The organism is Streptomyces hawaiiensis (assembly GCF_004803895.1).
Taxonomy (GTDB): Bacteria; Actinomycetota; Actinomycetes; order Streptomycetales; family Streptomycetaceae; genus Streptomyces; species Streptomyces hawaiiensis.
This window is the reverse complement of record NZ_CP021978.1, coordinates 6,711,816-6,737,286: the sequence shown is the minus strand read 5'-3', so window position 1 is coordinate 6,737,286 and position 25,471 is coordinate 6,711,816. Positions and strand designations below refer to the sequence as shown.

Below are 25,471 nucleotides of genomic sequence, written 5' to 3'. Positions count from 1 at the left end.
TACCTGGGAGGTACCGGGCACAGGGGGTGTTCCTCGGCGCTACGCGCGCCCTGCGGTCTTCTGCGTCTTACGGGTGACGGCGTCGATGACGACCGTGGCCAGCAGCACACCACCGGTGATCATGTACTGCACCGGGGAGGCGATGCCCTCCAGGGCGAGGCCGTACTGGATCGACACGATCACGAGGACACCGAGCAGCGCGTTCCAGGTGCGCCCGCGGCCGCCGAACAGCGACGTGCCGCCGATGACCGCCGCGGCGATCGCGTTCATCAGCAGGTCACCGCCACCGGCTCCCTGGTTCGCCGCGGCGATCTTGGAGGCGATGAACAGGCCGCCCACCGCGGCGAAGGTCCCGGAGATCGCGAACACCGAGATCCGGACCATCTCCACGTTGATACCGGCGCGGCGCGACGCCTCGACGCTGCCGCCGAGCGCGAACACCTTCCGGCCGTACGCCGTGCGCCGCAGCACGAAGTCCGTGACCAGCAGCACCGCGATGAAGATCACCACGGCGAGCGGCAGGCCCTTGTACTGGTTGAAGACGATGGCGACGGTGAAGGCGAGCACCGCCAGCAGCACGGTCCGCACGATGGTCTCGCTCAGCGGCCGCGACGGCACGCCCGCGGCCTCGCGGCGCCGGTTGCCGAGGAAGGAGCTGAGGAAGAACCCGGCGGTCACCACCGCGGCCAGACCGTACGCGGCGGCCACGTCGGAGAAGTAATAGCTGGTCAGTTGGGCCACGACCCCGTCCGGGTCGAGGTTGATGGTGCCGTTGCTGCCCAGGATCTGGAGCATGAAGCCGTTCCAGAACAGCAGACCGGCCAGGGTGACGGCGAACGCGGGCACGCCGATCTTCGCGAAGAAGAAGCCGTGCAGCGCGCCGGCGACCGTGCCGGTGAGGATGGCCAGCACGAAGGCGAGCCACTCGTTCATGCCGTTGGTGACGTTCAGCACCGCGAAACTCGCGCCCGCCACACCGGACACCGAACCGACCGACAGGTCGATCTCGCCGAGCAGCAGCACGAACACGATGCCGACGGCGATCATGCCCGTGCCGACCATGGCGACGGACATGTCGGACAGGTTGCCCGCGGTGAGGAAGTTGGAGTTCAGGCTCGTGAAGATGAGCCAGATGATCGCCAGGCCGATGACGACCGGGATGGAACCCAGGTCGCCGGACTTCATCTTGCGCTTGAACTCGCTGACGTAGCCCTTGAGGCCCTGCTCGCGCACCAGCAGCCGGGGGTCGACGACCGTGACGGCGGCCTTGGCCGCCTCGGGGTTCTCCACGACGTGGTCGTCCGGAGCCGCGGAGGTCTTGTCGATGCTCACTTGGAAACCTCCCCGTTCGTGCGCGCCGCACGGCGGGTCACGGCGTTGTCGGTGGCGCCGGTGATGGCGGAGATGATCTCTTCCTGCGAGGTCGACTTGACCTCGAAGACGCCGTTGTTGCGCCCGAGGCGCAGCACGGCGACCTTGTCCGCGACGGCCTTCACATCGGCCATGTTGTGGCTGATGAGGATCACTGCGTGGCCGCGCTCGCGCAGCCGCTCGACCAGGTCGAGGACCTGTGCGGTCTGCTCGACGCCGAGGGCGGCGGTGGGCTCGTCGAGGATGACCAGCTTGGGCTCCCCGAGCATGGAACGGGCGATGGCCACGGTCTGGCGCTGACCGCCGGAGAGCGAGGCGATCGGGATGCGCACGCTGGGGATGCGGATCGACAGCGTGTCGAGCAGCTCGCGGGAGCGGCGCTCCATCTCCACCTCGTCCAGGACGCCGCGCTTGCGGATCTCCCGGCCCAGGTAGAGGTTGCCGACGACGTCGATGTTGTCGCAGAGCGCGAGGTCCTGGTAGACGGTCGCGATGCCCAGGTTCTGGGCGTCGTGCGGCTTGTTGATCTGGACGGACCTGCCGTCCCATTCGATGACGCCCTCATCGATGGGGTGCACGCCGGCGATCGTCTTGACCAGCGTGGACTTTCCGGCGCCGTTGTCGCCCACCAGGGCGACCACTTCACCGGCGTGGACCTCAAGCTCTACGTCGGTGAGCGCCTGAACGGCACCGAACCGCTTGGAGACCCCGCGCAACGCCAGCACGGGCGTAGCGGACACGTGAACCATCTCCTTCGCCGCCTGACCCGGCGGGAGGTTGTGCAGAAGTGTGGGAGGAGTGATCCGTCCGGCGCCCCGCGGAGCTTGCGGGGCTGATGTGGCGGGGCGCCGGAGGAACTCGGGGGCGACCGGTCCCCGCACGGGAGTCACGGGAGTCCGGTTCGGACTCCCGTGTCCCTCAGGGGACTTGGCGGTTGCCTAGTTGAGGCCGATCTTGTCGCAGGCGGCCTTGTACTTGCCCGCGCAGATCTCGTTCACCGTGTAGATGCCGTCCTTGATGACGGTGTCCTTGATGTTGTCCTTCGTCAGCGAGACGACCGGAACGAGGACGGAGGGGATGGCCTTGGTGGTCGGGCTGTCGACCTTGTCCTTGGCGATCGAGTCGAGCGACTTGCCCTGGGCGAGGGCGACGGCCATCTCGGCCGCGACGTCCGCCTCCTGCGGGTAGGGCTTGTAGACGCTCATGTACTGCTCACCGGTGACGATGCGCTGCACACCCGCGAGTTCGGCGTCCTGGCCGGTGACCGGGATGTCGGCGATGCCGGCGGCCTTCAGGGCCGTGATGATGCCGCCCGCCATGCCGTCGTTGGCGGAGTACACGCCGACGATCTTGTCCTTGCCGAGGGCGGAGATGGCGCCCTCCATGTTGGAGTTGGCGTTCTCCGGCTTCCACTCCTTGGTGTCGTACTCGCGGCCGATCTTCACCTTGCCGTCGAGGACGGAGTGCGCGCCCTGCTTGAACTGGGCGGCGTTCGGGTCGGTGGAGGACCCGTTCATCATGACGATCTGGCCGTCCTTGGCCTTGTCGCCGAGGGCCTTCAGCAGGGCTTCGCCCTGGGTCTTGCCGACGGTGACGTTGTCGAACGAGGTGTAGGCGTCGATCGGGCCCTCGGCCAGGCGGTCGTAGGCGACGACGGGGATGCCCGCGTCCTTGGCCTTCTTCACCGAGCCGGCGATGGCCTTGGAGTCCACCGCGTCCACGATCAGCACGTCGACCTTGTTGGTCACCATCGTGTCGACCTGCTGGTTCTGCGTGCTGGCGTCCTGCTTGGCGTTGGCGTAGACGACCTCACCCTTGCCGTTGGTGAGCTCCTTGACCTTCTTCTCGATGAGCACCCGGTCGAACTTCTCGTAGCGCGCGGTCGCGTTCTCCGGAAGGAGCAGGCCGACCTTGATGTCGTCGCCCTTCTTGGCGGACCCGGTGGAATCGGCGTTGTCGCCCGACTCCTTGGCGCTGCCACAGGCAGCAAGCGAAACGGCCATCGCACCGGCGGCAATAGCAACAGCGGCGCGACGCATACGCGTGTTCACTTCAGAAACCTCCCTGACGAGGCCGCGACATTGCGGCCGAGGTGGCTGGAAGTCAACTCGGCCACACGTGCGACGTCAAGAAGTAAATCCTTAACGAGATGGCAACGGTGCCATCCGTTCTCTAAGTGAAGGCAGGGGTGACTGCCTGCAGTACGCCTGGAGCAGTTCCGTCCAGAAGGGTCGAATCGCCCATCTCGCTGAGGGCGAGCGCGAGCGCTCCGAGCACCTCCGCACGGCCGCCGAGGGCACCGGGGAGAACGGACAACTGGCGTGCCGCACTGGGGATGGCATAGCGGCCGACGGACTCCCGGATCGGCCCGAGCACCAGCTCGCCGGCCTCGGCGAGATCACCGCCGAGGACCACGCGGCTCGGGTTCAGCAGATTGCAGAGATTGGCCACTCCACTGCCGATGTGGCGGCCGACGTCGGCGATCACCCGACGGCAGCCCGGGTCTCCGTCCCGGGCGAGCCGTACGACGCCTTCCATGGTCAGATCGGTGCCGTGACTGGACTGGAGGAGCGGGAGCACGTAGCGCGCGGCCGCGAAGGTCTCCAGGCAGCCGCGATTTCCGCAACGGCAGACCGGGCCGGATTCATCGAGTGTAATATGTCCGATTTCTCCGGCAGTGCCGCCGGGGCCGCGGTAGATTTTGCCGCTGATCACCAGGCCCGCGCCGACGCCGCTGGCGACCTTGATGTAGGCCAGGTCGCGGACGCCTCGGCCGCTGCCCCAGACCATCTCGCCCAGGGCACCGAGATTGGCGTCGTTGTCCACGTGCACGGGGACGCCGAGGCGGTCGCGCAGCTCCTCGGCGGGCTTGGTGCCGGTCCAGCCGGGGAGGATGGCGGTCGAGCCGAGGGTGCCGGACTCGACGTCGATCGGGCCGGGGACGCCGAGGCCCACGCCGGCGATCTTGGAGCGGTCGACGCCGGTGGCTTCGATCAGGCGGGTGACCAGCTGTTCCGCGCGGTCGAAGCCCTGGGCGGACGAGGCGTCGACGTCGAGGGGCTCGGACTCCTCCGCCAGGACCTGGTGGGCGAGGTTGCCGATGGCGACGCGGAGGTGGGTGTGGCCGAAGTCGACGCCTATGACGATGCCGGCGTCGCCGCTCAGCGACACGCTGCGGGCCCTGCGGCCGCCGGCGGAGGTCGGCGTGACCTCCACGGTGCCGCCGTCCTTCAACTCCCGGACGATGTTGGAGACCGTCGCCGCGGACAGACCTGTCGTCCGCGCGATCTCGGCCTGGGTGAGGGAGCCCGCCAGGCGCACGGCTCGTACGACCCGCTCCAGGTTGGCTCGGTGCAGCGATGACTGCGACCCCGGAGTCTCCACGACGACCTCCTGCGCACGGGGCCGCTTCGATGAGACCCCGTCTATGTCCAACTAGTGAACTCTAAGCTGAGCTGTTCGGGTTGCCTCCCGTCAAGAGGTTGAACTGATTCCGGGGGGTGTACGGGTGGTTGCGGAGTGCTACGTGGTGGTTCGCGCTTTCTGTCTGTGCGGCTGTGGCCGGGGTGCGCGTCCTCGCCTGATCGTCGGTGGTGGGTCGGGGCCGTGTCGGGGGGTGTCCGTCCTCGGAACGGCGCGATGGGGCCTCACGCCGACTGACTGTCCGTTGACGCGCCAACCGCTGCGGGCGGACACCCCCCGACACGGCCCCTTGCGTACGACGGCGGGTGCGGGCCGCCCCCGCTGCGGGCATGAGTGCCGCTAAGGGCGGCACGGGTGGGCGCAGCGGCACCCCGCTCCGCCGGGCTGCGGGCCCACCCGGCAGCGGCGGCCAGGGGCTACTTCAGCGCCCCCGCAGTAAGCCCTTGCACCACCTGCCGCTGGAAGATGATGTACGCCGCGAGCACCGGCAGCATCGCCATCACCAGGCCCGCGAAGAGGCCCGACCAGTCGCCCTTGTAGCCCTGGCTGACCGCCAGCTGGACCAGGCCCTGGGTGAGGACGCGTTTGTCGGGGTCGGTGTTGAGGACCGTGGGGAGCATGTACTGGTTCCACTGGCCCAGGAAGTTGAAGATGCCGACGCTGATCAGGCCCGGCTTGGCCATGGGGATCATGATCTGGAAGAACGTGCGGCTGTGGGACGCGCCGTCCACGAAGGCCGCTTCGGCGATCGACGTCGGCAGCGTGCGGAAGAACGCGGTCAGGAAGAACACCGTGAACGGCAGCGAGTAGGCGATGTAGACCAGGATCAGGCCGTGGATGGTGTTCAGCAGGCCCATGTTGTTCACGACGTAGAACAGCGGGACCAGCGCGAGCATGATCGGGAAGCTCATGCCGCCGATGAACAGGTAGTAGATGAAGCGGTTGCCCGGGAAGTCGAAGCGGGCCAGGACGTAGGCCGCCATGGAGCCGAGGACCAGGGTGCCGATGAGTGAACCGCCCACCACGAGGACCGTGTTGAGGAAGTAGTCGCTCATGTTGGCCTGGGTCCACGCCCGCGACCAGTTGTCGAAGTGCAGGGAGTCCGGGAGTGACCAGGGGGAGCTGAAGATGGAGCGGTCGTCCTTGAAGGACGTCATGACCGCCCAGAGCAGCGGCAGGACCACCATGAACGCCCAGACGACCAGGACGCCGTGGGAGAAGACGTTGAGGACCGTGCCTTCCTTCTTCTCCTTCGGGGGCGCGGGCGGGCGGACGTCCGTCTTGGTGATGGGTGCTCCGGACTCGGCCGGGAGCGGAGCGGGGGTTTCGGTCGTCTTCATCGATCAGTACTCCAGCCGCTCGCGACGGCCCAGCCGCATCACCACGGCGGCGAAGGCCAGCGTGACGACGAGCAGGGCGACACCGATGGTGGTGGCGTAGGCGGCCTGCCCGTCACGGAACGCCTTCTGGTACACGTACAGGACCATGACGGTGGTCGAGTAGTCGGGGCCGCCCGGCCCGGTCGTCATGATCTGCACGACCGCGAACGACTCGGCGCCCAGGGCGAGGATGCCCATGTAGACCCAGCCGGACTGCACGGTGTCCCACAGCAGGGGCAGGGTGACCCGGAAGAAGGTGGTGACGCGGTTCGCGCCGTCCAGGAGCGCGGCCTCGTACATCTCCGCCGGGATGGAGGCCATGCCGGCGGAGAAGAGGACGACGAAGAAGCCGACCGTCGACCAGACGAGGACCGCCATCACCGCCCACAGTGCGAGGTCGGGGTCGCCCAGCCACAGGGGCTGGAGGTCGTCCAGGCCGATGCCGCGCAGGAGCGAGTTGATCGCGCCGCTGTCCGGGTTGTACGCGAACGCGAACAGCAGCGCGACGATGGCGATCGAGAGGACCTGCGGGAAGAAGTAGACGATCTTGTAGAACGAGGAGCCTCGGACGCCGGTGATCACGGGGCCGTTCTTTCTCTTTCTGCCGCCCACATTGATCATGAAGGCGAAGAACAGCGCGAGGCCGATCGTCACCACCGGCAGCAGGAGGGCGAACAGCAGGCTGTGCTGCAACGACTTCCAGAAGATGTCGTCGTCGAGCATCCGGCTGTAGTTGTCGAAACCGACCATCTTGAATTCGGGGCTCAGGCCGGTCCAGTCCGTGAACGAGTAATAGATGGACTGGATGAACGGCCAGACCACGAAGAGCGCGTACAGGCCGAGGGGCAGTGCCAGGAAGCCCACGATGAACCGGTACTTGCCGTGCTGCATCGCCACTCCGGTGCCGTTTCGGAAATCGATTTCCTGTGCTGTTACTGGTGCTTGTAGTGCTTGATGGAGTCGTCCTTGGCCGCCTCGTCGGCAAAGCCCTGGATCTTCTTGATGGCCTCGGCCGGGGTGAGGCGGCCCGCCATCATCTCGCCCAGACCGGACACGCCGATCTTCTCCTTCTGCAACTGCACGTACCAGTCCTGGAGACGGGGATTCACCACGTTCTCGCCGGCCTTGTCCAGCGCCGCGACACCCGACTTCAGACCGGGGGTGAGGGCGACGCCGTCGGTGCCGCCGTCGTACGCGGTCAGCGACTTCACCTTGCCGGTGAAGTTCTTCGAGGAGGCCTCGCTGAGCATGATGCGCAGCTGCTCCATGCCGCCGGGGGCGTTCTTCGCCTTGGCCGGGACGATGAAGGGCTCACCGCCGGAGGCCCAGATGGTGCCGAAGGGCATCTTGTCGGAGGAGTCGAGGCCGGTGGGCGCGGAGACGGCCAGGTCGAAGTCCTCGGGGATGACGTTGGCCGACTCGTTCTCCACCCAGGAGCCGTTCGGGATGAACAGCGCCTTGCCCTCGGCCCAGGCGGTCTGCGACTGGATGTGGTCCAGGCCCGGGGTGCCCTTGAGGACGTAACCCTTCTTGTAGAGCTCGTAGTACGCGTCGAAGCAGGCCTTGACGGCCGGGTGCTTCCAAGCGTTCGGCTCCAGGTTGTCGATCGCGTCGAGGACCTCGCGGCCGCCGACCTTGCCGATCATCGGGTAAAGCGAAAAGGGGAGGTAGTACGGGTATTTGCCCGCGTACGTCCAGCCCGCCATGCCCTTCTTCTTGGCCTTCGCGCAGACCGCGAGCATCTGGTCCCAGGTCTCGGGGTACTGCTCGTCGAGCGAGGCCAGGGCCTTCTGCGAGTACCAGACGCCGTACACCGTGTAGGCGTAGTAAAGGATCCAGACCTTCTCGCCGTCGAACTGGCCCATCTCCACGATGCCGGGGCGCAGCGTGTCGCGGACCTTCTTGTCCGGGTCGTCGTAGGAGGGCGCGTCCAGCAGCGGGGTGAGGTCGGTGAGCTGGTTCTTGCCGACCAGGACACCCATGTCCATCTGCTCGGCACCGGAGTTGTCGATGAGGTCCGGCGGGGTGCCCTGGTTGAAGCGGGGCTGGAGCGTGGACTGGATCTTCTGGGTGGCGGAGAACTTCACCGTCGCCTCGGGGAAGTTCTTCTCGTAGATCTTCACGGCGTCCTCGGCGTACTCCTTGCCGAAGCCGCCGTCGAACAGGACGAATTCCATACCGGCCGTGTCATTGACGGCGAGCGGGTTCTTCGCGGTCTTCTTGCCGGCCTTGGCCTTGTCCCCGCTGTCGTCGCCGCCGCTGCTGGCGCAGGCGGACAGAAAACTCATGGTGGGGACGGAGATCAGCCCGAGCGCGGCAGACCGTTTGATCAGATCACGGCGGCCGACACCTTCGGTGCCGTGGTTCTCGGCGGAAGTGGATCCCATGCTCAAGTCCTCGCCTTCTCCAGGACTCAGGCGGTGAACCGGATCCTTCCCGGCACCGCGATCGGGTCAAGCTGGGTCGTGCAGGGAAGTGCGGGTGGTGACGTGCGGATCGTGTGAATCGCCCGACAGGTATAGTCCACTTCCCGCCAGCGGATCAAGATCGAACACAAGGTTGGCCCTGGGTCTTATCCGAGTTGAGACCTCGCGGAAGTATGAGCGGCCTGCGGGTGCTCCGCCGGAAATATCCCGGCCTCCACGCCCGAATGCCACAGGCAACACCCTTGACACTCCTCGCCACTTGGGCAACTACTGGTCCTTGCGCATCGAAGGTGACAACGTTGTCCACTGCGCAGGGAGGGTACCCGTTGATGCAGCGGAAAGCTCGGCACAGATGGGGTTCGGCGGTCGTGTCGGCGACCGCCTTCGCTTTGGCCCTGGGTTCGCAGGGCGTTGCGGTCGCACTGCCAGAAACCCCTGAGAGACCCGATCGGGGGTTCGCGTCCTCGTTCGAGGCGGACGACCCTGTTCCGGACTGGGTGAACACCGTCGACACCACCCCCGGCGGCACCAAAAGGGCCTCGGGCGTCGACGGCGGCTACAGCAGCGGCATACCGGGCAATGTGACCGACCAGGTCACCGACGTCCGGGCCAGTGCCGAGAACACCGGCGGCGGTGAGGTGAAGGAGAACCTCGTCGACGGCGAACCGAGCACCAAGTGGCTCGTCTTCGAGCCCGCCGGCTGGGTCGAGTTCGAATTGGGCAAGTCCATCAAATTGGTGCGCTATGCACTGACATCGGCCAATGACCACGACGAGCGCGACCCGAAGGACTGGGCCCTGAAGGGCTCCTCCGACGGCAAGGACTGGAAGACCCTGGACACCCGCTCCGGCGAGTCCTTCTCCGAGCGGTTCCAGACGAAGACCTACGACCTGGCGGAGCCCGGCGAGTACCGGCACTTCCGGCTGGACGTCACCGGGAACAACGGCGGCGACATCCTCCAGCTCGCCGACCTCCAGCTGTCCACGGGCGGCACGGACGGGCCCGTCCCGCAGGACATGCTCTCCCTGGTCGACCGGGGCCCGAGCGGCTCCCCCACCGCCAAGGCGGGCGCCGGGTTCACCGGAAAGCGGGCCCTGCGTTACGCCGGCCGGCACACCGCCGACGGGCGGGCCTACTCGTACAACAAGGTCTTCGACGTGAACGTGGCCGTCGGCCGGGACACGCGGCTGTCGTACCGGGTCTTCCCGTCGATGGCGGACGGCGACCTCGACTACGACGCGACGAACGTCTCCGTCGACCTGGCCTTCACCGACGGCACCCATCTGAGCGACCTGCGCGCCACCGACCAGCACGGTTTCCCGCTGACCCCGCAGGGGCAGGGCGCGGCGAAGATCCTCTACGTCAACCAGTGGAACAACGTGGCCTCGCGGATAGGGTCGGTCGCGGCCGGGAAGACCGTGGACCGGATCCTGGTGGCGTACGACTCCCCCGGGGGTCCGGCGAGGTTCCGGGGCTGGCTGGACGACGTGACCATCGAGACCGCCGCCCCCGAGCGGCCGAAGGCGCATCTGTCGGACTACGCGGTGACGACCCGGGGCACCAACTCCAGCGGCGGCTTCTCCCGCGGCAACAACTTCCCGGCGACCGCGGTGCCGCACGGCTTCAACTTCTGGACGCCGGTGACCAACGCGGGTTCGCTGAGCTGGCTGTACGACTACGCACGTGCGAACAACGCGGACAACCTGCCGACGATCCAGGCGTTCAGCGCGAGCCACGAGCCGAGCCCCTGGATGGGTGACCGGCAGACCTTTCAGGTGATGCCGTCCGTCGCGGCAGGGACGCCCGAGCTGGGCCGGGAGGCGCGGGAGCTGGCCTTCCGGCACGAGAACGAGGTCGCGCGGCCGTACTACTACGGGGTGCGGTTCGAGAACGGGCTGAAGGCCGAGATGGCGCCGACCGACCACGCGGCCGCGCTGCGCTTCACCTATCCCGGTGACGACGCGAGCGTCCTCTTCGACAACGTGACCGATCAGGCGGGGCTGACCCTGGACCAGGAGAACGGGGTCGTCACCGGTTACTCGGACGTCAAGTCCGGGCTGTCGACGGGCGCGACCCGGCTGTTCGTCTACGGCGAGTTCGACCAGCCGGTGAGCGAGGGCTCCTCGGCCGGTGTGAAGGGCTACCTCCGCTTCAAGGCCGACGACCGGACCGTCACGCTGCGTCTGGCGACCTCGCTGATCGGCCTCGACCAGGCCAAGGACAATCTGCGCCAGGAGATCCCGGAGGGCAGGTCGTTCGAGGCGGTGAAGAAGAGCGCCCAGCGGCAGTGGGACCGGCTGCTCGGCAAGGTCGAGGTCGAGGGCGCGACCCCCGACCAGCTGACGACGCTGCACTCCAGCCTGTACCGGCTGTATCTGTACCCCAACTCCGGTTTCGAGAAGGCCGGCGGGAAGCACCGGTACGCCTCGCCGTTCTCCCCCATGCCGAACCCGGACACCCCGACGCACACCGGCGCGAAGATCGTCGACGGCAAGGTGTACGTGAACAACGGCTTCTGGGACACCTACCGGACGACCTGGCCCGCGTACGCGTTCCTCACTCCGTCCCGGGCGGGTGAGCTGGTCGACGGGTTCGTGCAGCAGTACAAGGACGGCGGCTGGACGTCCCGCTGGTCCTCCCCCGGCTACGCGGACCTCATGACGGGCACGTCCTCGGACGTGGCGTTCGCGGACGCGTACGTCAAGGGCGTCGACTTCGACGCGAAGGCGGCGTACGAGGCGGCCGTGAAGAACGCGACGGTCGTACCGCCGAACCCCGGCGTCGGCCGCAAGGGCATGGCCACCTCCCCCTTCCTCGGCTACACGAGCACCGAGACCCACGAGGGCCTGTCCTGGGCGCTGGAGGGCTACCTCAACGACTACGGCATCTCCCGCATGGGCCGGAAGCTGTACGAGGAGACCGGCGAGCGGCGCTACAAGGAGGAGTCGGATTACTTCCTCAACCGCGCCCAGGACTATGTGAACCTCTTCGACGCGAAGGCCGGGTTCTTCCAGGGCCGCGACGCCGAGGGCGACTGGCGGGTCGAGTCCTCCACGTACGACCCGCGGGTGTGGGGGCACGACTACACCGAGACCAACGGGTGGGGGTACGCCTTCACCGCGCCGCAGGACAGTCGCGGCCTCGCGAACCTCTACGGCGGCCGGAAGGGCCTCGCCGACAAGCTCGACGCGTACCTCTCCACCCCGGAGACGGCCTCCCCCGAGTTCGTCGGCTCCTACGGCGGTGTCATCCACGAGATGACCGAGGCGCGGGACGTGCGGATGGGCATGTACGGGCACTCCAACCAGGTCGCCCACCACGCCCTCTACATGTACGACGCGGCCGGGCAGCCCTGGAAGACGCAGAAGAACGTCCGCGAGGTGCTGTCCCGGCTGTACACGGGCAGCGAGATCGGGCAGGGCTACCACGGCGACGAGGACAACGGCGAGCAGTCGGCCTGGTACCTGTTCTCCGCGCTCGGCTTCTACCCGCTGGTGATGGGCAGCGGCGAGTACGCGATCGGCTCGCCCCTGTTCACGAAGGCGACCGTGCATCTGGAGAACGGGCGCGAGCTGGTGGTGAAGGCGCCCAGGAACAGCGCGAAGAACGTGTACGTGCAGGGGCTGAAGGTCAACGGCCGGACCTGGACGAAGACCTCGCTGCCCCACTCGCTGGTCGCCAAGGGTGGTGTCCTGGAGTTCGACATGGGTCCGAGACCCTCGTCCTGGGGCACGGGCGGGCACGCCGCGCCCGTGTCGGTCACCCGGGACGACAAGGTGCCGGCGCCGCGCGCGGACGTGCTGAAGGGTGACGGCGCACTGTTCGACGACACATCGGCGACGGACGCCGCCGTGACCTCCGTGGACCTGCCCGTCTCGAAGGGTGCCCAGGCGGTCCAGTACACGCTGACGTCGTCGGCGGACCGGGCGAAGGCGCCGGCCGGATGGACGCTCCAGGGCTCCTCCGACGGCACGACCTGGCGGACGCTGGACCGGCGCTCCGGGGAGGCTTTCGCCTGGGACAGGCAGACCCGCGCGTTCTCGGTGAGGTCACCGGGTACGTACGAGAAGTACCGCCTGGTCCTCGACGGTGAGGCGACACTGGCGGAGGTCGAACTGCTCTCCTGAGCAGCCGAGTTGGGGGTCCGATGCCGCTTCCCGTGCCCGTCCTGCCCGAGGGTGTCGACCCGGCCTGGCTGCCGTCCGCCGCCTTCCGGGCGGTCGGCGGCCGGCGGACGCTGATCCGCGGCTCGGGTCCGCTGGCGGAGACGGTGCACGGGGAGGTGGCGGAGGCTTGCCGGCGGTTCGGGGGCCGGGTCGTGCGGGACGCGTCGGACGACGGCCCGTACGACCTGGCCCTCTGCCTCGGTGCCGACGGTCCGGAACACCTGGGCGAGGAGGGTTTCACCCTCGCGCGTGAGGGCGGCACGACGACCGTCACCGCCGGCGGTGGACGCGGGCTGCTGTACGGGCTGTTCCATGTCGTACGGCTCGGGGAGGCGGCGTTCAGCGGTGAGCGGCCGCCTCGGACGCATCGCCCGGCGCTCGCCCTGCGCATGCTCGACCACTGGGACAACGTGGCCGTGCACCCGGTCATGGGCCAGGTGGAGCGCGGGTACGCGGGCGGCTCGCTGTTCTGGCAGGACGGGCGGGCACGCGGCGACCTGGAGCGGGTGCGGGCGTACGGCAGGCTGCTCGCGGCCTGCGGGGTCAACGCGATCTCGGTGAACAACGTCAATGTGCACGCGACCGAGGCGCGTCTGCTGACCGACCGGATCGGTGAAGTGGCCGATATCGCCGAGGCGTTGCGGCCCTACGGCATCCGCACCCATCTGTCGGTCTCCTTCGCGGCACCGCTCACGCTGGGCGGGCTGTCCACCGCCGATCCGCTGGACGAGGCGGTGCGCGGCTGGTGGGCCGAGGCGACGCGGCGGGTGTACGAGGCGATACCCGACTTCGGCGGGTACGTGGTGAAGGCCGACTCGGAGGGGCAGCCGGGGCCGTTCGCGTACGGCCGCAGTCACTCCGAGGGCGCGAACCTGCTGGCGGCGGCAGTGGAGCCGTTCGGCGGCACGGTGCACTGGCGGGCGTTCGTCTACGACCACCGCCAGGACTGGCGGGACCGCACGACGGACCGGGCCCGGGCCGCGTACGACCATTTCGTGCCGCTGGACGGGGAGTTCGCGGCCGGCGCCGTGCTCCAGGTGAAGCACGGGCCGATGGACTTCCAGGTGCGTGAGCCGGTCTCGCCGCTGATCGGGGCGATGCCGCGGACCAGGCTGGCGGTGGAGCTGCAGGTCACCCAGGAGTACACCGGGCAGCAGAGGCATGTGTGCTGGCTGGGGCCGATGTGGAGCGAGGTGCTGCGGTTCCGGCACGAACCCGGGCTCCCCGTGGGCGAGTCGGCGCGGGGCGGGCTCGTCGCCGTGTCGAACGTCGGGGACGACCCGTTCTGGACCGGGCATCCCCTCGCCCAGGCGAACCTCTACACCTTCGGGCGGCTGGCCTGGCGGCCCGATGCCGAGCCGGGCGAGGTGCTCGACGAGTGGATCGGGCTCACCTTCCCGGAGGCCTCAAAGCGCCTGTTCGCCGGGCTGCACGCGGTGCTCGACGGCTCGTGGCGGACGTACGAGAAGTACACCGCTCCCCTGGGCGTCGGCTTCATGGTGCAGCCGGGGCATCATTACGGGCCGAGCGTGGACGGGTACGAGTACAGCCGGTGGGGACCTATCACTTCGCCGACCGGGACGGGATCGGCGTCGACCGCAGTGTGGCGAGCGGCACCGGGTTCGCCGGGCAGTACGGCACACCGTGGGCCGGGCTCTACGAATCGCCGGACACCTGCCCGGACGAGCTGCTGCTGTTCTTTCACCATGTGCCGTACGGGCATGTGCTGACGAGCGGGAAGAGCGTGATCCAGCACATCTACGACACGCACTTCGAGGGTGTCGAGGAGGTCGAGCAGGCCCGGTCGGTGTGGGCCTCCCTGGCCGGGCTGGTGGATCCGGCGCGCCACGCCCGGGTGGCGGAACGCTATGAGGAGCAGCTCCGCGGTGCCCGCGAGTGGCGCGATCAGCTCAACAGCTACTTCCTCCGCAAGTCCGGGGTGCCGGACGGGCGGGGGCGGCGGATCTACTGAAGGATCGCCACGCCGAGCGGGTCGAGGACCAGGGGTTCGCCCTGGTCCAGCCGCTTGCCGGTGAGCAGGTCGGTCGCGGTGGCGTGGGCGGTGAGGCGGGCCGGTCCGGGGGCGTGGTTGAGGAGGAAGAGCAGGCGGGTGCCGTCGGGGGCGACGCGGGTCGCCGTCTCGACCGCCGGGTGGTCGGCGTAGGGGCCGAGCAGGTCGTGGCGGGCCAGGATCCGGCGGACGACCTCGTCGACGCCCGGCTGGTCGAGGGCGGTGGCGACGTACCAGGCCTCGCCGTCGTTCTCGCCGAAGGGGTTGCGGGTCACGGCCGGGGTGCCCGCGTAGAAGTCGGTGCCGTAGGTGGCGACCGGTTCGGCGCCGCGCGGGAGCACGATCTCGAAGACGAGCCGGGCCTTCGCCCCCAGCTCGGGGACGGTCTGGGTGAACTCCGGCGGGCGGGCGTCCCATTCGTCCACGCGGACGCCCATGAGGGGTGCCAGCGGGCCGGGGACGTCGGTGAGGAAGGCCCGGTCGTGTTCGTCGACGCGGCCGGAGAGGAAGGTGGCCAGGACCGTGCCACCGCGGGCGGCGACGGCTTCGAGGCGGGGGGCGAGGTCGCCCTTGACCATGTGCAGGGCGGGGGTGAGGACCACGTCGTAGGGCGTGAGGTCGGCGGTCTGCGGGAGCACGTCCACGTCTGCGCCGGCCTCGCGGGCGGCCCGGTAGTAGGCGTGGACGACGTCCGGGTACTTCACCAGCCGGGAGGGGCCGTCGGAGATCTCCAGGGCCCACCAGCTGTCCCAGTCGAAGAGGAGGGCGGTGCGGGCGGGGGTGCGGGCGCCGAGCGTCCGGTCGCCCAGGGCCTGCAGTTCCCTTCCCAGTTCGGCGACTTCGCGAAAGACGCGGGTGTCGTCGCGGCCAGCGTGGCCGATGACCGCCCCGTGGTACTTCTCGCAGGCGCCCCGGGAGGCGCGCATCTGGAAGTAGAGGGCGGCGTCCGCGCCGTGGGCGATCGCCTGGAAGGTGGCGAGGCGGAGTTCACCGGGCCGCCGGAGCGGGTTGACGTCACGGCAGGCCGTCGTCGACGGGGTCTGCTCCATCAGCCAGAAGGGGGCGCCGTCCTTCAGGCCGCGCATCAGGTCGTGGGCGAGGGCGGGCCGGGTCGGCGGGGCGTCGAGGGGCGGGTAGTTGTCCCAGGAGGCGAAGTCCAGGTGGGGCGCCCAGCGGTGGTAGTCGAGGGGGCGAAAGGTGCCCATGAAGTTGGTGGTGACGGGCGTGTCCGGGTCGTGGGCGCGGATCACCTCCTTCTCGGCCAGGAAGCAGCCGAGGAGGGCGTCGGTGGTGAAGCGGAAGTAGTCGAGGGTGATGCCCTGGAAGGCGGTGTGGTCGGGGCCGCGCCAGTGCTCGGTGAGGGCGTTCGGCGGCTCGATCTGGCCCCAGTCGGTGTAGCGGTGGGACCAGAAGGTGGTCCACCAGGCGTCGTTGAGCGCGTCGAGGGTGCCGTGCCGGTCCCGGAGCCAGTCCCGGAACGCCTCGGCGCACAGCTCGCAGTAACAGGCGCCGCCGTACTCGTTGTTGATGTGCCAGGCGAGCAGGGCGGGGTGGCCGGTGTACCGCTCGGCGAGGCGGGCGGCCAGCGCGGTGGCGTGTGCGCGGTACGCCGGTGAGCTGGGACAGAAGGTGTGGCGCTGGCCGTAGCGGTGGCGGCGGCCCTCGAAGTCGGTGCGGTTGACCTCGGGGTGCCGCTTGGCGAGCCAGGGCGGGAGGGCGGCGGTGCCGGTGGCCAGGCAGACCCGGCGTCCCTCGGCGGAGGCCCGGTCCAGAACGCGGTCCAGGATCGTGAAATCGTAGGTGTCCGGGGCCGGCTGGGTGAGGGACCAGGTGAAGACGCCGACGGTGAGGGTGTCGATGCCGGCCCGGGTGAACAGCCGGTGGTCCTCGTCCCAGACCTCCTGAGGCCACTGCTCGGGGTTGTAGTCGCCGCCGTAGCGGATCTTGTCCGTCATGCGGTGAAGTCCTTCCGCGTCTCGGCGATCACCGGGCGGCTGCCGTGCAGCAGGGACAGCAGCAGCGGGGCGGCCAGCAGGGCGGGCAGGGCCTCGGTCAGCAGGGCTGCCGACGCCGCCGTCAGGACCAGCAGGGAGAGGACGGCGAGGGTGGTGCGGCCGTGCCGGAACAGGAAGTACGCGGCGAGGCGGGCGGTGTCCCGGGCGCGGAAGGCGAAGAGCGAGGTGAGGACGAGGGCGTGCGCGCCCCACAGGAGGGAGCCGGCGCCGATCGCCGCGAGCAGCAGCGCCCACCAGCCGGGCAGGCCGGTGGCGGAGAAGTGCGTGAGGGTGAAGGCGATGACCGTCAGCCAGGCCAGCAGGGGGGTCCAGAGCCTCAGCGCCGGTACGGCGTTGAGCCGCCAGCCGCGCAGGTAGGCGCGGGCCGGGTGCAGTTCGGTGAGGTCGCGGCTGCGGTGGTGGAGGGCGTAGAGCGCGGCGGACAGGGCCGGTCCGAGGGGCAGCAGGCACAGGGCCGCGAGGGGGAGGTTCGCGGGGTCGGGGCCGAGCAGGAGCAGTCCGGCCAGGCCCGGGGAGGCGGCGAGGAGGAGCAGCGCCTCGACGGTCAGGAGGGTGTGGATCAGGGCGGAGGCGCGGGAGAGGGTTCCGGTGCCGAAGCCGGTGGTGCCTACGGTGCTCATGCGGGGGCCTCCAGGCCGAGCAGGTGCCGCTCGTCCTGCCAGGGCGAGTCGGGGACGCGGATCACCCGTTCTCCTTCTTGAACCGCTCGTACGCCTTGTTGTGCAGGTCGACGAGCTGCTGCATGTTCTTCGCCTCCAACTCGGCGACGTACGCGTCCCATTCGGACAGCGGGCGCTTACCGAGGACGAACTGGAGGGTGTTCTGGATGACGTGGTCCTTGAGCGGGGTGTCCCAGAGGGTCGCCTGCTCCTGCTCGAACGACTGCAGCGGGTGGGCCGGGTCGACGGGCAGTTCCTCGCGCTGGGACATGGCGTCCTCGAACTTCTTCTCGTCCGGGCTGAAGGTGGAGGACACCAGCTCCCAGCTGCCGCCGTAGGTGAACACGCCGTTGAAGAAGCCGTAGTCCTTCTGGAGGTCCTTCGGGGCGTCGGGGTCGGAGCCCATCAGTGTGATCCCCGGCTTCAGCCGGTACGTGCCGCCGGACTCGGTGTACGTGACGTCCTTGACGCCCCACTTGCAGAACTTCTGGCCCTCGTCGGAGTACCAGAGCCAGTCCACGAACTGCATCATCGCGACGAAGTCGGCACTCTTGAGGGCCTCGCTGGAGATCATGACGCCGTTCTCCAGCCGGATGCCGCTCAGGAGGACCGGGCCGGCCGGGCCGAGGGGCACCGGGACCATCTCGATCTTCGAGCCCTTGACCTGCTTGCCGAGGTTGTAGCGGTAGTTCTGTACCAGTTCCTGCGGATTGGCGCTGATCACGTAGGACTTCTCGGCCAGCAGCTTCTGGACCGCCTGGTCGTCCTGCTGGGTGAAGCTCTCGGGGTCGAGGAGCTTCTCGGCGACGAGTCTGCGCAGGTACTCGATCATCTGCCGGTAGGCGTCCTGGGTCGCGGTGAAGACGAACTTCTGCGTCTTGGTGTCGAAGCTGATGTTGTCGTACGTCCAGCCCGCCTTGACGCCGTACGCCTGGCCGAGATAGCGGAACAACGCGCCGCACGGGAAAGGGGTGTTGGTGCTCCAGCGGTCGCTCCACGGGTATGTGTCGGGGTACTCCTCCTTGAGCGCCTTGAGGACGTCGTACACCTCGTCCCAGGTGGTGGGCAGGCTGAGGCCGAGCCGGTCGAGGACGTCCGTGCGGAAGGAGAGCGAGTAGCCGGACTTGGCCTTCTCGTGCAGGCCGGGCAGCAGGTAGTACTTGCCGTCGGACTGGCGGATGGAGTCGAGCTCGGGCTCCAGCTTCCACTTGCGCACCTTGTCGCGGAAGTTGGGCATCAGCTTGACGTAGTCGCTGACCGGGAGGATCGCGCCCGAGGAGACGAAGGCCACCTCGGAGGGGTGGTACGTCTTGGGGATGAGAAGGGGCGCGTCGCCCGCGCCGATGAGCACACTGCGCTTCTTCTCGTAGTCGGCCAGCGGGACGTCGACCGGCTTGAGCGTCACGCCGGTGCGCTTGGTCAGTTCCTTCCAGAACAGCCAGCCGTTCTTCATCGGATACACCGGGTTGTTGTTGTGCAGCACCGAGAAGGACAGCGGCTTGGAAGCCTTGAACTGCTGTCCGGCCCGGTAGTTCTTCATCGCCCCGTCCTGTTTCTTGGACAGGTCCTTGCCGTCCCCGTCGTCGTCCCCGCTGCCGCAGCCGGTGACGGTGGCGAGGCCGATGAATCCGGCGGCGGCGAGTATCTGGCGCCGCGACAGCTGTCCTGCGTTCTTCACGGGAACCCCCTTGTTCCGTAGGCCAGTTGGTGGGAGGTGCGGCGGTCAGCCCTTGACCGCGCCGAGCATCACGCCCGAGACGAAGTAGCGCTGGACGAACGGGTACACGCAGAGGATCGGCAGGGCGGTGAGGACGATGGTGACCGCCTGGATGTTCGCGCCGACCTGGCTGAGCTGCTCGGTTCCGGCACCGGCGTTGCCGCCGCCGGTGGCGCCCTGGATGAGGTTGCGCAGGTAGACCGTGACCGGCATCAGGTCGGTCCGGTCCATGTAGAGGAACGCGCTGAACCAGGAGTTCCAGAACGACACCGAGTAGAAGAGCACCATCGTCGCCACGACCGCCTTGGACAGCGGCAGCACGATCCTGAGCAGGACGCCGTAGGTGTTCAGGCCGTCGATCTGCGCGGCCTCCTCCAGATCCGTGGGCAGATTCTCGAAGAAGGCCTTCATCACCAGCAGGTTGAAGACGCTGATCGCGTTCGGCAGGGCGATCGCCCACACGCTGTTCTTCAGGCCGAGGCTGGTGACCAGGATGTAGTTCGGGATCAGGCCGCCGGTGAAGAACATGGTGAACACGGCGATGCCGACGAGTACGCCGCGGCCCTTGAGGTGCTTCTTCGACAGGACGTAGGCGTAACAGGTCGTCAGGACCATGGCGATCACCGTGGCGACGACCGTGTAGAGCACGGTGTTGCCGTAGTTCCGCCAGAACATCGAGTCCTGGAACACGATCTCGTACGTGGTGAGGTTGAACCCCTTGGGCAGCAGGGTCACCTCACCGGCCCTGATCTGCCGCTCCCCGCTGAAGGACCGCGCGAGGATGTTGACGAAGGGGTAGAGGGTCACCAGCACGACGATCGTGAGGATCACCCCGTTGACGCCCTGGAAGACCCGGTAGGAGCGGCTCGGCTTCACCACAGGCTCGTCCCCACTGTGCGGCGCGAGAGCTGATTGGCGGACGTGATGAGGACCAGGCCGATGATCGCCTCGAACAGGCCGATGGCGGCGGCGTAACTGAAGCTGTTGGACTCGACGCCGGCCCGGTAGACGTACGTCGAGATCACGTCGGCGGTGGGATACGTGAGCGCGTTGTACAGCAGCAGTACCTTCTCGAAGCCGACCGCCATGAACGTGCCGACGTTGAGGATCAGCAGCGTGATCATGGTGGGGCGGATGCCGGGCAGGGTGACGTGCCAGATCTGCTGCCAGCGGTTGGCGCCGTCGATCCGGGCCGCCTCGTACAGGTCCTCGTCGATCGTGGTGAGCGCGGCGAGGTAGAGGATCGTGCCCCAGCCGGCGGTCTGCCAGATCTCCGAACCGACGTAGACGGTGCGGAACCACCCGGGTTCCTGGATGAAGCGGACCGGGTCGTGGCCGAGCAGGCCGAGGACGTGGTTGACCGGGCCGTCGCTCGCCAGCATCTGCATCGTGATGCCCGCGACGATCACGACCGACAGGAAGTGCGGGAGGTACGACACCGACTGCACGAACCGCTTCAGGGAACGCCGCCGCACCTCGTTCAGCAGCAGCGCCAGCACGATCGGGATCGGGAAGCAGAAGACGAGCGTGAGCCCGCCCAGCCACAGGGTGTTGCGGAACACCTGCCAGAAGGTGGGGTCGCTGAGGAACATCCGCACATAGCGCAGCCCCACCCAGTCCTCGCCGAAGATCGAACCTCCGGGCTCGAAGCGCCGGAAGGCGATCACGTTGCCGATCATCGGCAGATAGCGGAAGACCAGGAAGAACAGCAGCGGCAGGATCGCCAGCGAGTACAACTGCCAGTCGCGGCGCAGCGCCCGCCGCCAGCCGGTCCGGGCGGGTGCCCGCTTGCCGCGGCGGGGGGCGGCCCGGGCCGGAGGCTGATCCTGGGTGCCCGGCGGGGCCGATGTGGTGGACGTGCTCATTGCTCGGGCCTCCCGTGGGCATGGGACGCGGAACCGAAACTTTCGAGCTCTTACCGGTAACTTGCGGCAACTTATGGGCCCCAGAAAGCGCTGTCAATGGGTACTGCGGCACTCGGACGGGACGCCTGGGACGCGTTGGAACGTCGTCGAAGCTGGGTAGACCCCAGAGGCCGACAGCCCTGCCCCCGTCGCAAGTTTCTGGATGACCACCGACTCCTGCGAGGTGCCGCCGTGCCCGCGTTCGACCTGCCGCTGACGGAACTGGAGCGCCACCGCCCGGACATCGGGGAGCCCGCCGACTTCGACGCGTTCTGGACGAGCACGCTGACGGAGGCCGGGCAAGCGGACCCCGTGGTGTCGGTGCGGCCGGTGGAGACGGGACTGCGGCTGACGCAGACCTGGGACGTGACGTTCCGGGGCTTCGCGGGTGACCCGGTGCGAGCGTGGTTCAGCCGGCCTGCCGGGGCGGAGGAACTACTGCCCGTCGTGGTCGAGTTCGCCGGTTACGGGCGCGGGCGCGGGCTTCCGCACGAGCGCCTGACATGGGTCAACGCCGGCTACGCGCATCTACTCATGGACAACCGCGGCCAGGGCGACCAGTACGGGTGCGGCGGTGACACGGCCGATCCGCACGCCGCCGCGCCGGGCGGGCCCGGGCCGGCGGTGCGGGGGCTGCTCACCGCCGAGGACTACCACTACCGGCGCCTGATCACGGACGCGGTGCGTGCGGTCGCGGCGGTGCGGGGGCTGCCGGGTGTCGATCCGGAGCGGACCGTCGCCGTCGGCAACAGCCAGGGGGGCGGGGTGGCCCTGGCGGTCGCGGGGCTCGTCCCGGACCTGGCGGCCGTCCTGGTCACCGCCCCGCTCCTGTGCGGCATCCGCCGCGCCCTCGACCTCACCGACGCGGGCCCCTACGGCGAGATCGCCGCGTACCTGTCGGTCCACCGGGGTGCCGAGCACGCCGCCCGTCGCACCCTCTCCTACGTCGAGGGTGTCTCCTTCGCCCGCCGCGCGCAGGCTCCGGCCCACTTCGGTGTCGGCCTGCGGGACGCGATCTGCCCGCCGAGCGGCGCGTACGCCGCCTTCAACCGTTACGCCGAACTGACCGGCACCGACCCTCACAGGGAGATCCACGCCTATCCGTTCAACGGACACGAGGGTGGCGACGCGGTGCAGGTGCGCCGTCAACTGACCTGGGTGCGATCGGTGCTGGACGGCCGGCGCGGCTGATCGCACCGGTCGTGGTGGCGCAAGCCCGGGCTGCGCTCCAGTTGGAGTGGTGCAGGCCGGGGCGGACCGCCGGGACGGCCTGCCGGGGCCGCCCCGCCCGGGCTACTTCGTGATCGGGGACTCCGCGGTGCAGCCGCCGGCGGTCACCAGGCCGTCGGCACTCTGCTCCTCGAGCACCTTGCCCTTGTGGATGATCTTGCAGGTGACCTGGGCGCCCTCGGGGTCCGCGGCGACCGGCATGACCGCCGCGGGCATGATGCCGCGCAGCGTGACCGTCTTCTTCCAGGGCAGCTCGGGCTTCGACACCGACTCGATCTTCGGCTCCATGGCCTTGCCACCGCCGCCGTGGAATTCGATCGAGTCGACGTTCTTGCCCGTGACCTCGTAGGTGACCTCGTACGTCTCGTTCACGGCCTTGTCGACCTGGTCGACCGCCTCGGAGCAGGAGCTGAGGCCGAGCGCGAGAGCGGTGACTGCGACGGAGCAGACGGCTGCGCGGACGGTGCGGTTCAAAGGGATCCCCCCGGATCATGCTGGTCGGATCCGCAGCCAACCGCAAAGGTAAAGCAAAGTCAACTTCCGCTGTGCGGCCGCCTCATGGGCGGGACCGGTGGAGACATCCGGTGCGGTCGACGTTCCACTTCGAGCAGCTCGGCATGGCGACCACCGGCTGCCGATCCCTGCGCCCGTCGGACCGGGCGCCCGTCCACGGCCCCTTTCGCGCGAGCCGTTTACATCTGTGCCACCGAGCGCTAGCTTCCGCAACAGGCGGGATGGGAGCGCTCCCATGACGGTGGACCGGAACCCGCCCTCGAATCGCTCCCATCCCGCGCATCAGCGCACACACATCCGCAGGCCGTACCCCCACGAAACGGATGATGCTGTCATGATCCTGACAAGAAAGCCGGGAGGATCCACGATGCCCCGCTTAGCGCTCCCCACCCGGGCCAGAGCTCTCTTCCTCGTCCTGCTCTCCCTCCTCGTCACGGTCCCGGCCATCGGTCTGGTCATGACGGCCGGTGGCGAGGCGGAGGCGCACGGCACCCCCATGAAGCCCGGCAGCCGCACGTTCCTGTGCTGGCAGGACGGGCTGACCGACACCGGTGAGATCAAGCCGGTGAACCCCGCCTGCCGGGGTGCGCAGCAGGTCAGCGGTACCACGCCGTTCTACAACTGGTTCTCGGTGCTCCGCTCGGACGGCGCCGGCCGCACCAAGGGCTTCGTGCCGGACGGCGAGCTGTGCAGCGGCGGCAACACCAACTTCACCGGGTTCAACACGCCCAGCAAGGACTGGCCGCTCACCCATCTCACCTCGGGCGCGACGGTCGACTTCTCGTACAACGCCTGGGCGGCGCACCCGGGTTGGTTCTACGTCTACATCACCAAGGACGGCTTCGACCCGACCAAGACGCTCACCTGGAACGACATGGAGGAGCGGCCGTTCCTGAGCGTCGACCACCCGCCGCTGAACGGCTCCCCGGGCACGGTCGAGGCCAACTACTCCTGGGCCGGCAAGCTCCCCGAGGGCAAGTCGGGCCGCCACATCATCTACATGGTCTGGCAGCGCTCCGACAGCCAGGAGACCTTCTACTCCTGCTCCGACGTCGTCTTCGACGGCGGCAACGGCGAGGTGACCGGCATCAAGGAGCCGGGCAACCCGTCCGAGCCGGTGCCCGGCACCTGCACGGCCACCCGCAAGACCACGGGCACCTGGAACGGCGGCTACCAGTCCGAGGTCACCGTCACCAACACCGGCACCGTCCCGATGCTCGGCTGGATGGTCGACTGGACACTCCCGACGGGCCAGAAGGTGGAGAGCCTGTGGAGCGGCAGCGCCACCTACAACGGCCAGGCGGTGATGGTCCACAACTCCAACTGGAACGGCTCCCTCGCCCCGGGCAAGAGCACGACGTTCGGTTACGTCGTCTCCGGGCCGGGGGGTGACAGTACGAGCGGTCTGCCCTGCCGGGTGGGCTGAACCGCCGCACGGGGCGGGCCCGGTGACCGGAGGCCGGGCCCGCTGCGCGGCCCTGCCCGTAGTGGCCCGGTCCCCTATCGGCCGGCCGTGGCGACCAGTCGGTGCAGTGCTGCCTCGGCCGGTGGGCCCCAGGTCGGTTTGCCGCCGGGGCGGCCCTGGTCGCCGGCCTCCGCGATGAGGAGGCAGGTGACGGCACGCAGGAGTGCCCAGCCGCGGGCGCGGCGCAGGGTCGCGGGGTCCGGGGTCGGCCGGCAGGCGCGAAAGAAGCGGTCGGCGGCGCCGTCCGGGAGCAGGATCCAGGCCGCCGCGAGGTCGCAGGCCGGGTCGCCCGCGCAGAGGTCGCCGAAGTCGATCACGCCGCAGAAGGTGCCGTCCGCGGTGAGGATGTTGGCCGGATGCAGGTCACCGTGCAGCCAGAGGGCCGGTCCCGTCCAGTCGGGTGCGGTGACGGCGTCCTGCCAGATCGCGCGGACGGCGTCGGGGTCGGGGATCAGGCCCGCTTCCGTGGCCGTGGCCAGCTCCCGGGTGAGGTGTTCCTCGACCTGCTCTCCCAGAGGGCCGCCGCGGCCACGGCCGACGGGTGCCTCCGCGGGGGCCGGGCGGTGAAGAGCCGTCAGGAAGGCGGCCAGGGCGTCGGCCGACTCGGCGGCGCGGGTCGCGGGAGCCCGGTCGGCAGGGGCGCCCTGGACCCAGGTGGTGACGATCCACGGCCGCGGAAACCGCTCGGAGGGCTCGCCCAGGCGCTGTGGGACGGCGACGCGCAGCGGGAGGTGCGGGGCGAGGGCGGGCACCCAGGCGTGTTCCTTGCGCAGCAGCGCGTCCGCGGACTGCGTCGCCCAGGGCAACCGGACGGCCAGGTCGTCCCCGAGCCGCCAGAGCTGATTGTCCCAGCCGCGGGCGCCGAGCCGCACCGGGCGATCGGCCAGGTCGGGGTGCTGGTCGCGCAGCAGGTCCCGGACCAGTTCCGCGGTGATCTCGATCTCCGTAGGTGCCATGCGGCGCCACGTTAGCCGAGCGGTGTCCCGGGTCGCCGGGTGCGTGATCAGAACCAGCCGGTTGTGCTGACCGAGCCGGTTCCTCCGCCCCATATGTCGCTGTTATCCAGGTGTGCGATTCTGTTTGTGGGTGCCCTGCCGCTCATGAGCGGCGTGGATCCGCCATGGGAGGCGCGACCCCGCGCCGCCGGTCCCGTGCCCGCGTCGTCGTCGCCTGAGTTCCGGGGACTCCCACC

General features: G+C 68.9%; 17 protein-coding genes and 1 pseudogene. 4 read left to right on the top strand and 14 right to left on the bottom strand.

The genetic code is table 11. The features are described from left to right. Nucleotides 1–39: 39 nt before the first annotated feature. The 7 genes from CEB94_RS31020 to ngcE form a co-directional block, all read right to left on the bottom strand. On the bottom strand, nt 40–1,332 hold the full coding sequence (locus tag CEB94_RS31020; RefSeq protein ID WP_175435313.1) for a sugar ABC transporter permease: 1,293 nt from the start codon (nt 1,330–1,332) through the stop codon (nt 40–42). Further along, nucleotides 1,329–2,120, bottom strand: coding sequence for an ATP-binding cassette domain-containing protein (locus CEB94_RS31015; protein ID WP_010033972.1), 792 nt, complete (start codon nt 2,118–2,120; stop codon nt 1,329–1,331). Before CEB94_RS31015 ends, CEB94_RS31020 begins: the two co-directional genes overlap by 4 nt. A gap of 189 nt (nt 2,121–2,309) precedes the next feature. After that, entirely contained in the window at nt 2,310–3,410 is a 1,101-nt protein-coding gene (locus CEB94_RS31010; protein WP_175437223.1) for an ABC transporter substrate-binding protein, read from the bottom strand. A 133-nt stretch (nt 3,411–3,543) separates the two neighbouring features. Further along, on the bottom strand, nt 3,544–4,755 hold the full coding sequence (locus CEB94_RS31005; RefSeq protein WP_175435312.1) for an ROK family transcriptional regulator: 1,212 nt from the start codon (nt 4,753–4,755) through the stop codon (nt 3,544–3,546). 455 nt (nt 4,756–5,210) lie between these two features. After that, on the bottom strand, nt 5,211–6,134 hold the full coding sequence (locus tag CEB94_RS31000; RefSeq protein ID WP_175435311.1) for a carbohydrate ABC transporter permease: 924 nt from the start codon (nt 6,132–6,134) through the stop codon (nt 5,211–5,213). A gap of 3 nt (nt 6,135–6,137) precedes the next feature. Beyond that, a complete protein-coding gene (locus CEB94_RS30995) occupies nt 6,138–7,064 on the bottom strand; it encodes a carbohydrate ABC transporter permease (protein WP_175435310.1) in 927 nt (308 codons plus the stop codon). Nucleotides 7,065–7,105: 41 nt separating this feature from the next. Then, nucleotides 7,106–8,560, bottom strand: a complete 1,455-nt coding sequence (gene ngcE / locus CEB94_RS30990) for an N-acetylglucosamine/diacetylchitobiose ABC transporter substrate-binding protein (protein ID WP_175435309.1) — start codon at nt 8,558–8,560, stop codon at nt 7,106–7,108. 368 nt (nt 8,561–8,928) lie between these two features. Between ngcE and CEB94_RS30985 the strand changes: the two genes are divergently transcribed. Continuing rightward, complete coding sequence (locus CEB94_RS30985) at nt 8,929–12,726, top strand: GH92 family glycosyl hydrolase (RefSeq protein WP_175435308.1); 3,798 nt, start codon at nt 8,929–8,931, stop codon at nt 12,724–12,726. 20 nt (nt 12,727–12,746) lie between these two features. Then, nucleotides 12,747–14,737: pseudogene (locus tag CEB94_RS30980) on the top strand (alpha-glucuronidase). On the opposite strand, the gene CEB94_RS30975 reads toward CEB94_RS30980, so the two are convergent. From CEB94_RS30975 to CEB94_RS30955, 5 genes are all read right to left on the bottom strand, one after another. Next, the gene (locus CEB94_RS30975) at nt 14,731–16,731 is read right to left on the bottom strand and encodes a beta-galactosidase (protein WP_175435307.1); all 2,001 of its coding nucleotides are present in this window, start codon (nt 16,729–16,731) and stop codon (nt 14,731–14,733) included. The pseudogene CEB94_RS30980 and the gene CEB94_RS30975 sit on opposite strands and share 7 nt — an antisense overlap. Beyond that, nucleotides 16,728–17,411, bottom strand: a complete 684-nt coding sequence (locus CEB94_RS30970) for a hypothetical protein (RefSeq protein ID WP_175435306.1) — start codon at nt 17,409–17,411, stop codon at nt 16,728–16,730. Before CEB94_RS30970 ends, CEB94_RS30975 begins: the two co-directional genes overlap by 4 nt. A gap of 61 nt (nt 17,412–17,472) precedes the next feature. Beyond that, nucleotides 17,473–19,128: an ABC transporter substrate-binding protein gene (locus CEB94_RS30965; RefSeq protein ID WP_175435305.1), complete on the bottom strand. Its 1,656-nt coding sequence runs from the start codon at nt 19,126–19,128 to the stop codon at nt 17,473–17,475. Nucleotides 19,129–19,173: 45 nt separating this feature from the next. After that, a complete protein-coding gene (locus tag CEB94_RS30960) occupies nt 19,174–20,046 on the bottom strand; it encodes a carbohydrate ABC transporter permease (protein WP_175435304.1) in 873 nt (290 codons plus the stop codon). Then, the gene (locus tag CEB94_RS30955; protein ID WP_175435303.1) at nt 20,040–21,032 is read right to left on the bottom strand and encodes an ABC transporter permease; all 993 of its coding nucleotides are present in this window, start codon (nt 21,030–21,032) and stop codon (nt 20,040–20,042) included. Before CEB94_RS30955 ends, CEB94_RS30960 begins: the two co-directional genes overlap by 7 nt. 231 nt (nt 21,033–21,263) lie before the next feature. Between CEB94_RS30955 and CEB94_RS30950 the strand changes: the two genes are divergently transcribed. Next, nucleotides 21,264–22,262 carry an acetylxylan esterase gene (locus CEB94_RS30950; protein ID WP_175435302.1) on the top strand — a complete coding sequence of 333 codons (999 nt, stop codon included), beginning with the start codon at nt 21,264–21,266 and terminating at the stop codon, nt 22,260–22,262. Nucleotides 22,263–22,364: 102 nt separating this feature from the next. Here CEB94_RS30950 and CEB94_RS30945 read toward each other — a convergent pair whose 3' ends face one another. Beyond that, complete coding sequence (locus CEB94_RS30945; RefSeq protein WP_175435301.1) at nt 22,365–22,775, bottom strand: MmpS family transport accessory protein; 411 nt, start codon at nt 22,773–22,775, stop codon at nt 22,365–22,367. A gap of 406 nt (nt 22,776–23,181) precedes the next feature. On the opposite strand from CEB94_RS30945, the gene CEB94_RS30940 reads away from it, so the two are divergent. After that, nucleotides 23,182–24,240 (top strand): lytic polysaccharide monooxygenase auxiliary activity family 9 protein, encoded by a 1,059-nt coding sequence (locus tag CEB94_RS30940; RefSeq protein ID WP_175435300.1) that lies wholly within the window; start codon nt 23,182–23,184, stop codon nt 24,238–24,240. A 74-nt stretch (nt 24,241–24,314) separates the two neighbouring features. Here CEB94_RS30940 and CEB94_RS30935 read toward each other — a convergent pair whose 3' ends face one another. Next, complete coding sequence (locus CEB94_RS30935) at nt 24,315–25,235, bottom strand: aminoglycoside phosphotransferase family protein (RefSeq protein WP_175435299.1); 921 nt, start codon at nt 25,233–25,235, stop codon at nt 24,315–24,317. Nucleotides 25,236–25,471: the final 236 nt, after the last annotated feature.